General features: G+C 70.1%; 13 protein-coding genes and 1 pseudogene. 4 read left to right on the top strand and 10 right to left on the bottom strand.

The features are described from left to right. Positions 1–346 precede the first annotated feature (346 nt). On the top strand, positions 347–955 hold the full coding sequence (locus ACIP37_RS36465) for an SMI1/KNR4 family protein (protein WP_400812329.1): 609 nt from the start codon (positions 347–349) through the stop codon (positions 953–955). Between the two features lie 317 nt (positions 956–1,272). On the opposite strand, the gene ACIP37_RS36460 is transcribed toward ACIP37_RS36465, so the two are convergent. The 7 genes and pseudogenes from ACIP37_RS36460 to ACIP37_RS36430 form a co-directional block, all read right to left on the bottom strand. Continuing rightward, positions 1,273–2,439: an alanine--tRNA ligase-related protein gene (locus ACIP37_RS36460; protein ID WP_400812327.1), complete on the bottom strand. Its 1,167-nt coding sequence runs from the start codon at positions 2,437–2,439 to the stop codon at positions 1,273–1,275. Positions 2,440–2,907: 468 nt separating this feature from the next. Then, complete coding sequence (locus tag ACIP37_RS36455) at positions 2,908–3,615, bottom strand: hypothetical protein (protein WP_400812325.1); 708 nt, start codon at positions 3,613–3,615, stop codon at positions 2,908–2,910. A gap of 83 nt (positions 3,616–3,698) precedes the next feature. Next, positions 3,699–3,860 (bottom strand): hypothetical protein, encoded by a 162-nt coding sequence (locus ACIP37_RS36450; RefSeq protein WP_400812323.1) that lies wholly within the window; start codon positions 3,858–3,860, stop codon positions 3,699–3,701. A gap of 831 nt (positions 3,861–4,691) precedes the next feature. Continuing rightward, positions 4,692–4,820: a hypothetical protein gene (locus ACIP37_RS36445; RefSeq protein ID WP_400812348.1), complete on the bottom strand. Its 129-nt coding sequence runs from the start codon at positions 4,818–4,820 to the stop codon at positions 4,692–4,694. 107 nt (positions 4,821–4,927) lie between these two features. Then, a pseudogene (locus ACIP37_RS36440) lies at positions 4,928–5,149 on the bottom strand (NUDIX domain-containing protein); the annotation flags it as partial. 41 nt (positions 5,150–5,190) lie between these two features. Beyond that, positions 5,191–5,862, bottom strand: coding sequence for a DUF402 domain-containing protein (locus ACIP37_RS36435; protein WP_400812321.1), 672 nt, complete (start codon positions 5,860–5,862; stop codon positions 5,191–5,193). Positions 5,863–6,107: 245 nt separating this feature from the next. Next, positions 6,108–6,563, bottom strand: coding sequence for a hypothetical protein (locus ACIP37_RS36430; RefSeq protein WP_400812319.1), 456 nt, complete (start codon positions 6,561–6,563; stop codon positions 6,108–6,110). Positions 6,564–8,577: 2,014 nt separating this feature from the next. Between ACIP37_RS36430 and ACIP37_RS36425 the strand changes: the two genes are divergently transcribed. The 3 genes from ACIP37_RS36425 to ACIP37_RS36415 all read left to right on the top strand — a co-directional run bounded on the left by ACIP37_RS36425 (position 8,578) and on the right by ACIP37_RS36415 (position 10,521). Further along, a complete protein-coding gene (locus ACIP37_RS36425) occupies positions 8,578–8,943 on the top strand; it encodes a hypothetical protein (RefSeq protein WP_400812317.1) in 366 nt (121 codons plus the stop codon). Between the two features lie 85 nt (positions 8,944–9,028). Continuing rightward, a complete protein-coding gene (locus ACIP37_RS36420) occupies positions 9,029–9,466 on the top strand; it encodes a hypothetical protein (RefSeq protein ID WP_400812315.1) in 438 nt (145 codons plus the stop codon). Positions 9,467–9,891: 425 nt separating this feature from the next. Further along, entirely contained in the window at positions 9,892–10,521 is a 630-nt protein-coding gene (locus ACIP37_RS36415) for a hypothetical protein (protein ID WP_400812314.1), read from the top strand. A gap of 1,029 nt (positions 10,522–11,550) precedes the next feature. Here the strand turns inward: ACIP37_RS36415 and ACIP37_RS36410 are convergent. The 3 genes from ACIP37_RS36410 to ACIP37_RS36400 are packed head-to-tail and all read right to left on the bottom strand — an operon-like array spanning position 11,551 to position 13,240. Then, complete coding sequence (locus tag ACIP37_RS36410) at positions 11,551–11,796, bottom strand: hypothetical protein (protein ID WP_400812312.1); 246 nt, start codon at positions 11,794–11,796, stop codon at positions 11,551–11,553. Next, the gene (locus ACIP37_RS36405) at positions 11,793–12,833 is read right to left on the bottom strand and encodes a protein kinase (protein ID WP_400812310.1); all 1,041 of its coding nucleotides are present in this window, start codon (positions 12,831–12,833) and stop codon (positions 11,793–11,795) included. The genes ACIP37_RS36410 and ACIP37_RS36405 overlap by 4 nt, the downstream gene beginning before the upstream one ends. After that, entirely contained in the window at positions 12,830–13,240 is a 411-nt protein-coding gene (locus ACIP37_RS36400) for a hypothetical protein (protein WP_400812308.1), read from the bottom strand. Before ACIP37_RS36400 ends, ACIP37_RS36405 begins: the two co-directional genes overlap by 4 nt. Positions 13,241–13,536: the final 296 nt, after the last annotated feature.

Raw genomic sequence — 13,536 nt, 5'->3', positions numbered from 1 at the left:
GCGAGCCGGGGCCGGGCCGCCACGGGTGCAACACGGCCCGGCTGCCCTCCGGAGAGACAAAAGCCCAGTTCAGGGGTGCAACGCGGAGCCCGCGTTGCACCCCGTGTTGCACCCCGTGTTGCAGTCGGCTGACCTGTGACAGCGAAGTTGGGACGGTTGTCATCGAAGTCGGGACAACTGCTGTTTGCGTCAGCGAATCAGGGAAGCAGCTCAGTTTGTGACGCTGAAGTTGGAAAGTGTCGGGGTACGGACTCGGCTGCTCAGCCAGATGCAGCCTCACGTGCCCAGGCCGTCGCGGGCCTGCTCCCTTGTATCTCCGCAGGGGTGGTCCAGGAGACTGTGAGCCATGGATTCGATTGCTCATGGTGTGCGGGAGTCGTGGGAGCGGATTGGCACGTGGCTCAATGCTCACGTCCGACCAGCCTCCGCCTGGCTGGCTTCGGACGTGGCGAGTCTCGACGCGGTCGAGCAGGAGCTGGGACTGGTACTGTCCGAGGATTTGCGGACCTGGTGGGGGCTGATGGGCGTCAGCGCCGACTTCTGGCTTCCGGGGTCGTTCGCGCCGGTGGGTCTGGAGGAGGCGTGGGAGACACGAGAGATATGGCTGTTGGTCGCCGAGCAGGAAGGTCTGGGGCTTACCGAAAAGGGTGAGGCTGAAGCGGGGTTCCTGACTGAGTTCATGCCGATCGCGATGAGCCCTGACGGTGACGGCCTGGTCGTCGATCTGCGGTCCGGCGAGTGGCAGGGCGCCGTCTTCTACTGGGACCACGAACGCTGGGGCCTTGGAGTGCCGTTGTGGGAGAGCGTGGGCTCGATGCTCGTGGACATCGCTGATGCACTCGAGTCAGGTACCCCGACGTTGATGTGGCACGCGGATCTTGGTGGCCCCGAGAATCCTGTCGTTGCGACAGTGGACGATTCCCGCGAACTGGGATGGAAACCCGCATGGATCTGACCCACACTTCCCCCATCGACGAGACAGGTCTTTCCCAACTTCTGTGTCACAAAGTAGCGTTGTCCCATCTTCGGTGACAACCGCCCCGACTTCGCTGTCACAGGTCATCGGCAGCCGGGATGCGCAGGAAAGCTGACGCTGACCGTGACATCGAAGATGGACCGACGGCGTTTTATGTCAATGAAGTTGGGCCGAGAGCGGGTGTGGCGGATCAGCGCTCCTTGTTGCGTGGTGGATCCCCGCTTTCCGTGACTGGGGATCCACCACGCAGGTGGGGGTCACGTCTCCGGACCTCGATTCGTCGCCGTGAACCGCCGTCACCGCGGCCGCAGGTTCAGGACGAGGTCGCGCGGCAGACCATGGGTGTCGTGGAGGTAGTGGAAGTCCTCCTCGCTCAACGGGCCTCGAAATCGGGGGCGGGCCAGTACCTGCCGGCCGCGCTCCAGGAGCCGACTGAAACGGCGTTCCTCCTCGAGCAGCACCCGGCGCACGACGTCCGGGTCTCCGTCCTGGCGGAAGTGGTCCAGGGTGTGCTGGATCAGCTCGTCCGGCAGGTCTCCGAGGCCGCGCCACGAATCGTCCCGCCGCAGCACGGTAAGCACCCGACGTACCAGCCGGCGCAGCACGTAGCCGCGGCCGGTGTTGGCCGGGCGCACCCCGTCGCCGATCACCACGATGGCCGAGCGCAGGTGGTCGCAGACCAGCCGCAGCGGCGGTTCGTCCAGCTGCCACAAGGTCGGCACGATCCGGCGCCAGGGGTCGAAGACGTCGCACTCGAACACCGACCGCCGGCCCTGCAGCAGTGAGGCCAGCCGTTCCAGGCCGAGTCCGGTGTCGACGTTGCGCTGCGGGAGCGGCACGAGTGAACCGTCGACGAGCCGTCGATGCCGCATCATCACGTGGTTCCACACCTCCACCCAGCGGTCGTCACCGGTCGGCGTCGACTCCGGCGGGGTGTCGCCGGTCCACAGGAAGATCTCCGAGTCGGGGCCGCACGGGCCGGTCGGTCCGTTGGACCACCAGTTGTCCTCGACGGTGAGCTCGACCGGCACCCCGCGCTCCTGCCACAGCTCCAGCGAAGCGGTGTCGGGGCCGGTCTGGTTGTCGCCGCCGAAGACCGTGGCATGGAGCAGCCCCGGATCGATGCCGAACCCCTCGGTGAGCAGGCCGTGACCCCAGTCGAGGCTCAGTGGGCCCTCGTAGTCGCCGAGCGACCAGGTGCCGAGCATCTCGAAGACGGTCAGATGGGTGTTGTCGCCGACCTCCTCGAGGTCCGTGGTGCGCAGACAGCGCTGCACATTGACCAGCCGCCGGCCGAGGGGGTGTGGGTGCCCCTCCAGATACGGGGTGAGCGGGTGCATGCCGGAGGTGGTGAACAGCACCGGGTCGCCGGGCGGCGGCAGCAGGGTCGCGTCGGTGATCCGGCGGTGGCCGCGCTCCTCGAAGTACTCGACGAACGTGCGGACGATCTGGTCGGTGTTCATGGGGTGGCTCCTTCGCGTGTGCAGCGGGGAGGCACCGGACAACGGGTCCGCACGATCATCGGAACCGGGGCGGGAACGCCATGGAACCACCGGCAGACCGTTTCCGGTCGCCGGTGAAAGTAGGGAGTACGTCAGGCGGCGGCAACCGGCGAGCTGGTCGCTCGCGCGGTCGCGGTGATGCTTCGGCCGGTGACGTTCATAGCGCCGAGGGTAACGCGTCCGGTGCCCCCGGGGCACACGATTTACCGCTTGGACGTCCTGGCAAAACCCGCCAACTGACGCCCGGGGCGGACAGCCGGCCTGGGCTCGCTCCACGCCGACAGACTCGCTCAGCTCCTCTGACCTGGGGCGGTCCAACTTCGCTGTCACGAACTGCCGTCGGTCCGACTTCGATGACAACTGGTCCAACTTCGTTGTCACAGGTCAGTCCTTCACCGGGTAGAGCTTGGCGTGCAGCACCCGCTCCTCCTACCACGGATCGTCCGGGGCGGAGACCAGCGCAGCGAGCTGTTCGCGCTTGGTCGGGGCGGGCAGCACCAGCGGGCCCAGGTTCTTCGCGGCGTGGGCCTGCGCGCACTTCGGGCACTCCAGCCGGTCGGGGCCGGCCTTCTCCCGCAGCTCCAGGTTCGAGCCTTCCTTGCCGCCGATCGAGCCCCGGCACGTCCAGCACGGGCGCAGCTGCGCGTTCGCGGCCCGGGCTGCTTCCAACTGCTCTTCGGCTTCCCGTTCCAGCCGCTCGTTGCGGTCGTGGTGGCAGGTCCAGCAGCGGCCGCCGGGTCGGCGGGTCCACTGGCCGTGGAGCCCGTATTCGTAGGTGCTCTCCTCTTCGGGGAGGTCGCCGCAGTCCACGCAGGCCAGGGAGTCCATCAGCTCCTGGTGGGCCTGGTGCTCTTCGCGCTCGCGGGCGGCCTGGCGCAGGTCGTAGGCGGCGCGGTTGTTCGGGTTCTCCAGCGCCTCGATGAGGGAGTGCCGTCCTGGGCGGCCGTAGCGCCACCACACCGGTCCGAGTGGCCCGTGCTCGGCCAGCAGCTCCAGCGTGGTCGCGATGACCGGTACGGCGCCGTCGTACTCGCGCCAGCCGTCCTCGTTGTAGTCGCGGACCTCCCTGCGCCAGCGGCCGCGACAGCACTCCGCCGACAGGTCCCCGACCGCCTCCTGCCGGTTGGCCAGCGCCACCGGACCGGTTCGCCGAAGGCTTCTTTGCAGATCGCAGATGGGCCGTCACCGGTGCTGCGGTGACGGCCCATCGCGGGTGATGCTCATACGGTCGGGCCGACCAGACCTGTCAGGGCCCGGTGTGCGCGTCGGGTGGTGCGCTCGGCGCGGCTCTTGAGCCGGAGAGCGCGCGCGAGGCGGTGCTTCTCGGCCTCCCGCAGACGCTCGTCGATCGTCGCCCGCGCCACCTCGAGGTGGTAGTTCATGGTGCTCTCCCTGTCCGCGGGTGATCCGTCGGCGTCACCGCGATGCCGACCCTTCGGACCACCTCTGCGCTTCAGAGGCTACACCCAAATACGAGACAAGGCCTTGTATTTAACGTTCTGTTCAGAAAATTGCCTTCTGATCGAAGGCTTTGATGTCGATTGGCTCCCAGGTTCCGCGTCGCGGCGATTCGGTCAGCCAGCCGCTCACGCGGTGCGGTGTAGGCGTCCGTCAGCTCAAATGCAGCGTGGGCGAGAACCGCCTCAGGACAGCCGCGCGCGGCCTAGTAGGCGATGACGATTACTCCGCGTCCGCCGTTCGCACCGCGCTGGCCGTCCGCGCCGTTGCCGCCTCCCTTGCTGCCGGCTGCACCGACATCCACTCCCCCGCCCGGTGCCCCCGGCGCCCGCGCTGCCGCCGCCTCCACCGTCACCGCCTTTCCCGGTGCCGACCGGTGGGGTGTAGGAGGTGCCGTCGGGGAGGTTGACGGTCGCCGCGTCCAGGGTCCCTCCGGCCCCACCGTCGCCGCCATCCAGTCCCACCCCCGGAGCCGCCCCTCCCGGCTGACCGACGGTCCCGGCCTTCACAAGTTTGTGCAATCACCGATGACCGCGACGGTGTCCGGCATACCAACGTTCCGCTGCGGACCCGCAGGCGCCGGACGCGGACTCTGTCGGGTTTCGTCACCACCGACGCCGCCGTCTCCGGCCGATCCCCCACCCCCGCCTTTGCCGCCGTTGATGGCGATCAGCGGTCACCTCAGCACTATGCCGCGCCGCACCCACCGGCGACGTCCGTTCCCGTGAACACCGTGCGGGTGGTCAGCGCCACTGCTAGGACACGCCGGTCATCGCCGGAAGCAGCAGCGGGCCGCCGGTCTCGACGATGCCGGGCCGGACGGCCTGGTCGAGGGCCGGGTAGAGATGGAGGCCGACCGCGTCGGCCGCCGGCAGCCACACCACCGGCGCCTGATCCGGGGCGTCCTGCTCGGTGCTGGCGACGGCTTCGGTGGAGGCTGGCCGGCGGGTGGGCGGTGAAGACCAGGCGCCGGCGGCGTGGTCTCGCCCGGCCGCTCGGTCTCCTGGTCCTGGACGAAGCGCAGCACCGGCGGCGCGGGCAGCACCGCCAGGTCGAGGCCGGGCTCCTCGAGGAGCTCCCGGCGCAGCGCGTCGGTCGGGTCTTCGCCGTTCTCGACCCGGCCGCCGGGCAGCGAGAGCTGGAGGCCGGCGGGGCGCTGGCGGCGGATCAGGCACACCCGGCCGTTGTCGCCCAGGGCCGCGCAGACCCGCACCCGGGCCTTGGTGTCCTGGCTGCTGCCGGTCGTCGGGGAGGTCACCGGTAGGTGGCCGGGTCGTCGGCGTCCGCGGGCAGCTCGGGCAGCGGCCACGACCGGTCGGGCGCCCAGGCCGGCCAGCCGGCTGCGAGCGGGCCGGTACGGTCGTCGAGCATGCTGATCGCCCGCCCGCGGGCCCGATCGACCTGGCGGTGCAGGTAGTCGTCGATCAGGCCGAGGAGGCGCAGCTGGGCGTACTCTTCCTGGTCCTTCCAGTCGTGTCCCGACAGGTCAGGGGTGATGACCAGGTCCAGGCACAGGTCCAGGGTGTCAATGCCGACGCCGGGGCGACGCTGGTAGGGCTTCTCGAAGTTGACGTACCAGCGCAGCGGGTCGCCGGTGGCGGCGTCCTGGAAGCAGTGCACGGAGAACCACTCGCCGGCCAGGAAATACGAGAGCAGTGCGGTGCCGGTCCAGCGGTAGCGGTCGAGGGTCCAGGTCCCGGCCGCCAGGTCCTCCAGGCCCTGCTTGCGGGTGGCGTCGTCTCCGGTGCGCGTCGCGGTGATCCAGGTCGTCGGGGCCAGGCTCTCGACCCCCGGCCAGTAGGCGAGCGTCAGCACGTGGCCGGTGTCGTCGATCACCCGCTGGGGCATCGCGGTCCACACCCGGTCGGCGTGGACGTCGCGGCGGATCGCGGTGGTGCCGGGCTGGAACAGCTTGGTGTCGGTCACAGTGGCAGTCTTCCCGCGCGCGGGGCCGGGAAGTCCGCTCGAAGGCGTGACGGCTCCTCAGGACTCCGGGAAGCCGTAGCGGCCGGCCGCCCACCGGTTCGGCGGCTACGGGGCGTCCAGGCGCTTGCGCAGTTCCTGGACGGCCCGCGCTAGTTCCTCGCGGTCGGTGGCGTTGACGGTGCCGTCCAGGACGGCGGAGACGCGGCGTAGTCGGTGCCGCGCGCCACCGGTGGAATCGACCGGCGTCAGGACGCGGCCACGCGCGCCGTCTCCAGCTCGGCCACCAGCCGCTTGACCCGCTTGTTGGTCCGGCCCGAGCCGTGGCCCGCCAGCATGTGCAGCTGGTCCGTCCCGCCGGAGGCCAGCACCAGCTCCGGGACGTCGGACGAGTAGACCCTGCCCTCCAGGACGGCCACCCGCACCTCCCGGATGTCCGCCCACACGTAGGAGCGCGTCCTGAGCAGCCCGGAGTACTTCACCCCGGTCGGCCCGTAGGAGACGCCGAACACCGGCGCGCGGAACGTCAGCACCGCACCCGGGACACCGAGGACCAGGACCGGGACCGGGATCAGGTGTTCCACCCCGCGCGCGGCCCTCTTCGTCACCAGGCCCGTCGCCATCACCACGGCGATCAGCAGGCACACACCGCCCAACAGGAAATAGGTGAGCGACCAGGCCGTGCGCCTCTTCCGCTTCCGCATGCCCGTGCCCCTTTCCGCGGCGCACGGCACCGTCCGGGGTTACCCGGGGGTGTCGCCACCGCCCGTACACAAGCATACGAACGTGTGGCCGCGCCACCGGGGGCGGGGCACCGGTACGCTCCCCACCCCGTCGTCGCCCTGCCCCGGCTCTGTCCGTCGCCTACGCCAGCGCGCCGGCGGCGCGCCTGTTCTCGGGTTTGCGGGCGGGTCAGGCGGGCGAGGACGGGTCGGGGCGGGCGTGGGAACGGCGCTGGCGGGCAGGGCGGTACGCATCCGGCAGAACCAGGCGATGAGGCCGGTCAGACGATTGTCCGGGACGTCGACAACCTCGCCGCGGACAATCCGGGGTACGGGTGACCCTGGCACGACAGAGGTCACCCGGAGCGCCTCCCGCCCCCGGTCAACCAAGGCCTCCCGCACCTCCACGAGCTCAGCGTCCAAGCGCCGTAACACGGGCAGATGCGCCCGCACCCCGTCGGACACCACCAGTTCGGACCCCGGCTCCCCATCTCCGTCTCCGCCGCCATCCGTCCGTCCGCCCGGGCGGGCGTGCGTGCGTGCGTGCGGGCGGGCGGGCGCTCCTGATCGACCAGCAGCCCGACGGCCTCCTGCTCCCGCTGCGCCGTCCCCTGCGCCTCACACGCGCGCCGCCTGATGCGCCGCACCTCCGCCAGACAACGCGTCGCCTCCCACAGCCGCGCCCGCCGCGGCTCCGCCGTGTCCCCGTCGGCCCGCAACCGTGCAGCGGAGCCTGCTTCGTCCGTGTCACCGGCGCCCAGTTCCCCCCGCAGCTCGGCCACGACCACCACCAGCACACGGATCAGTTCATCCGCCTTCGCCACGCCCACCTCGGCCTCGCGCTGCGCCTGCCGCGCCCGGTCCAACTGGTCTTTCCGGCGGGGATGGCGTCGGGCGAGCTCACGGACGGTGGCTCCGTGCGTCATCTCCCGGACGAACCGGGCCAGTTCGTTCGCCTGCTCAGTCTCTCCCCTGAGCTGTCCCTGCGGGCGTCCAGCGCTCCCCATCCCGAGCCCCCGTCCTGTCCGCGGCCAATCCGGATTGTCCGCCGCTTTCCTGGGCGTTCCGGTTCTCTTGTTGATGGACAATCAGAACAGCCCGCACGGTGGAGTCGCCACCGGGTCCCCGGACGGCCCGGCAGCAGCGCAACGGCACGAGCAGGCATGACCAGCGTCCTTTCCCGAGGATGCGGCACGCCCGGACACCGGCCTCCACCGGTCCTGCCTCCGAAATCCGTTCCGGTTCCACCGTGAGCCGAGGAGAACGGGCTGGGGGCCGTCCGGGACCGGTCCGGCGTGCGCGCCGACTCCGGTACGGACCGGCCGACCCGTCGCCCCCCAACGAGCGAATGAAGGAGGAAGCACCATGCCCGAGGCGAAGAAGGCCGACCGGTCGGTGGCGCCGAAGCGCGGCAGCAGCCCGCGCCACGGGCGCCGCCGTCGGGCCGTGACCGCCGTCGCCCTGCTCGCCGTGGCAGCGGGCGCCACTGCCACGGTGGCCTGCGGAGTCCTGCGACCGGCGGAGGGCCCGGCACCACCGGCCGCACCGGCCACCCGGGACGGCTCAGACCTGCGCGACCTGACCCCGGTCGAGGAGGACCTACTCCACTCCGCCGAGCAACTCCTGCTGCGCGACTGCATGCGGGCCAAGGGCTTCCTCTACCAGCCGGTCGCACGTCAACCGGTGCCGGAGGCCAGGGAGTTCCCGTACGTCATCGACGACGTCGAGTGGGCCCGCCGACACGGCTACGGCCGGGACATCGAGCGCAGGCTGGAGGAGGTCCGGACGGAAGACCCCAACCAGCGCTACTTCGAAGGCCTCCCGGCCGACCGGAAGGCCCCCGCGATCGCCGCCGCCAACGGCCGGCGGGCTGAGGGACTCACCGCGCGCACCCCCGATGGAATGCCGGTCACCCGCAGCCCCGAAGGGTGCACCTCACAGAGCCAGCGCACGCTGTACCTGGACCTGGGGGCCTGGGTTCCAGGCCAGGGTCACGATGGACTCCCTGCCCTCGCTTCGCGGCGAGAAGGTGGCCGCCGACCAGGAACTCCTCGGACCCACCCACGCCTGGGCGACCTGCATGCGTGCGGCGGGCCACGACTACGCCGACCCGGCGGCGCTGCGCGCGGCGCAGCCGCCTCGGGACCGGAGCTGGCCGCACGAACAGGAGACGGCCCTGGCGGTCGCCGAGGCCGAGTGCGCGGAGGGCTCCGGCTTCGCCGCGACCACCAGGCGCCTGGACCGGAAATACGACGCGGAGCTGCGGCAGCAGTACCGGTCGGACGCCGAGACCTGGCAGCGCCTGCGGCTGGCGGCACTGCCCCGGGCCCGCTCGGTCGTCGCGGCCGAGCCGGGTCACTGACCCCACCCACCTGACCAGCCGGCCACCGTCGACCCGGAGGCCGGCCGCCACCCGCAACACACCCGTCAGAGAGGAAACCAACCCCATGAAGTCCCTGCGGACCCTGCTCGCCGGTGCGGCCGTCGCTGCAGCCCTGGCCGTGACCGCCGCTCCGCACACCGCCCAAGCCGTGGAGGCCACGCAGCACGGAGCGTCCGACGCGGCCCCCGCCCTGGCGGCGGACGGCAGGCTGCACGCCTACTACAGCACCGGGTACCAGAACGAGTGCCAGTCCTGGTCGGCCGACGCCAACTGGGGCGAGTGCAAGAACAACGCTGAATCCTTGTGGAACATGCGCTACCCCGGGAACCTGGACGACGTCTGGGTGTACTACAACAGCAACTTCGGTGGAGCCGGCCGGGGCGTCTACAACGGGGCGGGCCTGCCCGACCTGAGGCAGTGGCAGTTCGGGTCCGGCGGGGCTGGCGCAGGTCTGGCGCTCTGGCACAACATCGCCTCCCACCGGTTCGTCAACCTGCCCTGATCGAGGAGGCACCTCCGACGGTAAGGGGCGTGCGCGCGGCCACGGCCGGGCGCACGCCCCTCCACCTGACCAGGCTGGGACAGTCCGCAGCGTGGCGAGCACGTCGAACGGGTACGTCGACCACACCGCCTACCTCGCCGACAGTGTTGTGAACCCACGACACCACCCGCCACCACTTGCCCCCACAAGCAACTCGACTTGCCCACCCCCACAACTCACCCCCAACACCACCCACACCCCACAACCAGCACCCCTCGACCGACAGCCCCGACAACCGCCAGGCGGGAGCAGGGCCCAGCAGCGGGGCGCGGCACTGGGTAGGAGCTGCACCGGGGACCCTGTCCTCATGGATCGACCGCCGCAGAGCCGAGTAGCCACTGCACCCCGACCGCACCCGGGGTATGGCCGGAATACGTATCCATGGCGTGCTCTTCGCCATGGTTGGGTTCTTGGATGCCAACGGGGAGAGGCAACAGGGCCGGCTGCGTCAGCCGCGTACACCGCACCGGGTGCACCCGGGAAACTGCCGATCTTTCTGCCGATTGAACTTCTGCCCGGTCAACGCCTGCCACTTCATCAATGATCCGGCCGGCGCTGCAGCCCTGCTGCCCCGCAGGGCGAGGGGTGAAGGCAACGCCCCCATATCGCTCTCGCACCGTCATTCAAGTGGTGCCGCGCACGGATTGCGCGGCGACCCGATCGAAAGGATGAACCATATGCGGATGAAGAGGATGGCCAGCACCATCGCCACCGGCACCCTGGCCCTGACCGGACTCGGGATCGTGGGGGCGTCGGAGGCACAGGCCAAAGTCGTCAACACCGCCTGTGCCTACCCCAGCTTCTACCAGGCGTCGCTGGGAACTGGAGCCGACAGCCAGTGCTTCGTCTTGGACAGCAGGGACAATAATAAGACGCTCGAGGTCGATGGCTATAACAAGATCTGCGCCGCTAACCGCGCCACCGTCCACGTCGTTTACAAGGGTGGTGCGTGGGCGGACATCCCGAGCGGCACTTGCGGAGAGGGTGAAATCTACCAATTCACCATCAACCCGTAGTAGAACCCGCCGCCGTCCTGATCGAAGCAGCCTCACCCTCCTCGGCTGGGCGGTGAGGCTTCTCGTTCCGCCTCCACACCCACCGCCGCCGCCGCGTAGTCGACTGCCCAGGATGCCCGCCTGGCGAGGGTCACCTCAGACGAGACGACCACCGCGCAAAGCCAACACGCACACAGCCGCGCAGACTTGGCGCCGAGCACCCCGCGCCGGCGGGCGTGGAGTCGACAGCGGCTGATCATGCTGCCGGCCGTCGGCGTGCCAGCCGTCCTCCCCGCGTGGAACGCGGTGTGAGTGCGCCACGCCGAGGGCAGTGAGGACATCGTTCGGACGGAGGCCGCTGCCCACCGGGTGTGCCGCGGGCTACCGCTTCCCAAGGCCCTGGCCGAGCGCCAGGCGCAGCAGGGTGACGGCGTCGTCGGCATTGGTCGACACCCAGGGCCTGCTGCTGCTCGCCCTCCCCGGCCTCGGCGGCCCCCTCGGAGGCCTGGGCCACGGTGATGTGTGCACTGCCCTGCAAGCGGTGGGCGCGCAGCCCGGCGATCCGGCCGACCACCCAGGTATCGTGCGACGCCAGGGCACGCAGGACCCGCCAGATCGTACGGAAGAAGAAGGCCTCGATCTCTCCGGGATCTCTCCGGCGGCCAGTGGCAGCGCGTCGACCTCACCCGGCTGCGCCACCGCGTCACCACGTCGTTCCCGGACCGGCGGCTGCCGCGCCTGATCGCCGTCGACAAGCCACCCAGCGCCATGGACGCGACGGCGGGGATCGATGCGTTCGAGGAGAACGGACGGCAGGGCCGCCTCGTGATCGTCGCCTCATAGGACCGCACGGCCCCGCGGCCTGCCGCCGACAACGGCTTCGAACGTCACCGACAGCAGGCCGCGACCACTGAACCGTCCATGGCATTCGAGGGTGGCGGAATATGGGGAGTCCTACCCGGCAGTGTGGACGAAATGGCCTGGTACACCGACCGAGACGAGCGTGGTGACAGGCCGAGAGCACCTGCGCGACGACAGGCCTGGCTGAGCTCAGCTGCTGGAGCTGACACTGACGTGGGCTTTGCCAACGGAGCTGGCAATGGATGATCCGGTGTCGTGATTCTGGCGCTTGGCCGACTTGTCCGATGGTGTGGCGAGTTGGCCGGAGGCGTGGGTGGTGGGACTGTTCCGCGGAGCCGCGGTGGCCTGTTGAGCGGCAGCTCGGTTCGTAGAGAGGGCGGCGAAGGGGATGGCGGCGGCGAGCAGAAGGAGGCGCCGGCGGTCAGGGTCGGTCATCTCTGGGGTTCCTCAGGTCGGATTGGTGGCGGACCGTGCAACGTCGGATTGCGCCGGGCCGACGGCCGAGGGAAGAAGGAGGGCGGTGGCGAGGGCGTGGTCGAAGGCCGCCATCGTGGGGTAGCGGCCTGCGGGGTCGGGGCTGAGCGCGCGGGCGAGACATGCGCCGAGCTGCGGCCACCGGCGGACGGCCCAGCGGGTGAAGGGCGGCAGCGGCCGGTGCGCACGGCGTACCAGGTCCGCGCGACTCCCGGCGGTAGAGACATGGTGACGTCCCTCGACCAGGTAGTGGAGCAGCGCGGCGAGCGCGTACTGGTCGGCGCCGGGAGCAATGCCGCCTGGATGTCGGTGAGGCGTTCCGGGGCCGCGTATCCGACCGTGTACCTGTGGACGGATGCCGGATCCGGGGCCCAGGCCTCGTCAGGGTCGGTGGGGGCAGCGCTCTCGAAGTCGAGGATCGTGATGCCCGTGTCCGAGATCAGTACGTTCCGGGAGGTGATGTCGCCGTGGACGATGCCGTGGCCGTGCAGGCGGCGAAACGCGGAGCCCAGTCGCAGGACGAGTCGTTCGAGGCACTCTGCGCCCGCCGCTGACTCCACGGCCGTGGAGGCCGCCAGGTGCCGCATCAGCTCATGTACCGTCACGCCGGAGCGCCACTCGCTCGCCACGAAGCGCAGCGGCCCGGTCGCCCCTGCCTCCAGCAGACGCGGCACGAACGCCACGTCCTCCAGTCGCCGAAGTGCCGCCTCCTCGTTGCGGATCCGCGCCAACGCCTTCGGCGAGGCGTCGGCGCAGACCGTCTTCATCGCTACCGCCCGGCCGCTCCCGTCCACGCCCCGGTACACCCGGCAGCACCGCTGCTCCCCTACCAGGCGCAGTGCTTGGTGGCCCGCGAAGTCGAGCGGGAGCGCCGCGTCTGCGGTGCGGCCGTGTAGGCAGTGGGGTGCGGGGGTGTCCGCCGCTGGTGTGCCGGAGGGCGCCGGGCGCGGTGCGACCGGTCTTGCGGCCCTCGGGATGGGCGGGGCGGTGGTGGTCACGCGCGGGTGATGGTGAAGGGGATGTGCCTGCCGAGGTCCTGGACGAAGACCTTGCCGGTGATCTCGGTGACCCGGCTGCCGGACTCGCAGACCACGTTCTCGCTGCGGCCGTGGCCGCCGGGGACGATGAACTCGATCTTTCCGAAGCCGGAGTTGTTGACCGTGAGCTTGAAGGAACCGATGGCGTAGCGGTCGTCGGTGCCGTCCGCGATCTCTGCCTTGACGGTATTGCTCCCCAGCAGGAGGGGGGTGACGGTTAGAGTCCGGTTGATCCCGTTGCTGGACGCGGTGCCGGTGAACGGGGCGTCCAGGCCGGCCAGGCCGACGTAGTCGCTGATCGCGCCACCGCAGGCATCGCCGGTAGCGGCATGAGCGGCCGGAACGCCCGCCACGGTGACAGGGAGCATGGCCAGCGACCCTCCTAGAGCCGCGACCCACTTCACACGCTTCATGACTTCGGTGTCCCTCCCGATCGGAGACTTTGACGGGAAGTATGCGAAGAATCATCCGAGCGGAATACCGCCACGCTGGCCTTCTGCCTGAGAGGGTGTTCGATACCGATTTAGGCTGCTGCGAGAGGTTTCGGGCGGAGGTATTGCCCGATTTTATCGGGACTGGCGGTCAGGCGGTTGGTCATGGAGTTGACCATGGCCCAGTGGATCATCGAGCGTGACCGGTCCGGCAGTTCCTCGTAGTCGCGGTG

It is taken from the genome of Kitasatospora sp. NPDC088861 (assembly GCF_044750105.1).
Taxonomy (GTDB): domain Bacteria; phylum Actinomycetota; class Actinomycetes; order Streptomycetales; family Streptomycetaceae; genus Kitasatospora.
This window is presented reverse-complemented; position numbering and strand designations above follow the sequence as displayed.

Coding starts and splice junctions, on each gene's coding strand:
- ACIP37_RS36465 (WP_400812329.1), top strand. CDS start 347: ATGGATTCGATTGCTCATGGTGTGCGGGAGTCGTGGGAGCGGATTGGC.
- ACIP37_RS36460 (WP_400812327.1), bottom strand. CDS start 2,439: ATGAACACCGACCAGATCGTCCGCACGTTCGTCGAGTACTTCGAGGAG.
- ACIP37_RS36450 (WP_400812323.1), bottom strand. CDS start 3,860: ATGAACTACCACCTCGAGGTGGCGCGGGCGACGATCGACGAGCGTCTG.
- ACIP37_RS36430 (WP_400812319.1), bottom strand. CDS start 6,563: ATGCGGAAGCGGAAGAGGCGCACGGCCTGGTCGCTCACCTATTTCCTG.
- ACIP37_RS36425 (WP_400812317.1), top strand. CDS start 8,578: ATGGACTCCCTGCCCTCGCTTCGCGGCGAGAAGGTGGCCGCCGACCAG.
- ACIP37_RS36420 (WP_400812315.1), top strand. CDS start 9,029: ATGAAGTCCCTGCGGACCCTGCTCGCCGGTGCGGCCGTCGCTGCAGCC.
- ACIP37_RS36410 (WP_400812312.1), bottom strand. CDS start 11,796: ATGACCGACCCTGACCGCCGGCGCCTCCTTCTGCTCGCCGCCGCCATC.
- ACIP37_RS36400 (WP_400812308.1), bottom strand. CDS start 13,240: ATGCTCCCTGTCACCGTGGCGGGCGTTCCGGCCGCTCATGCCGCTACC.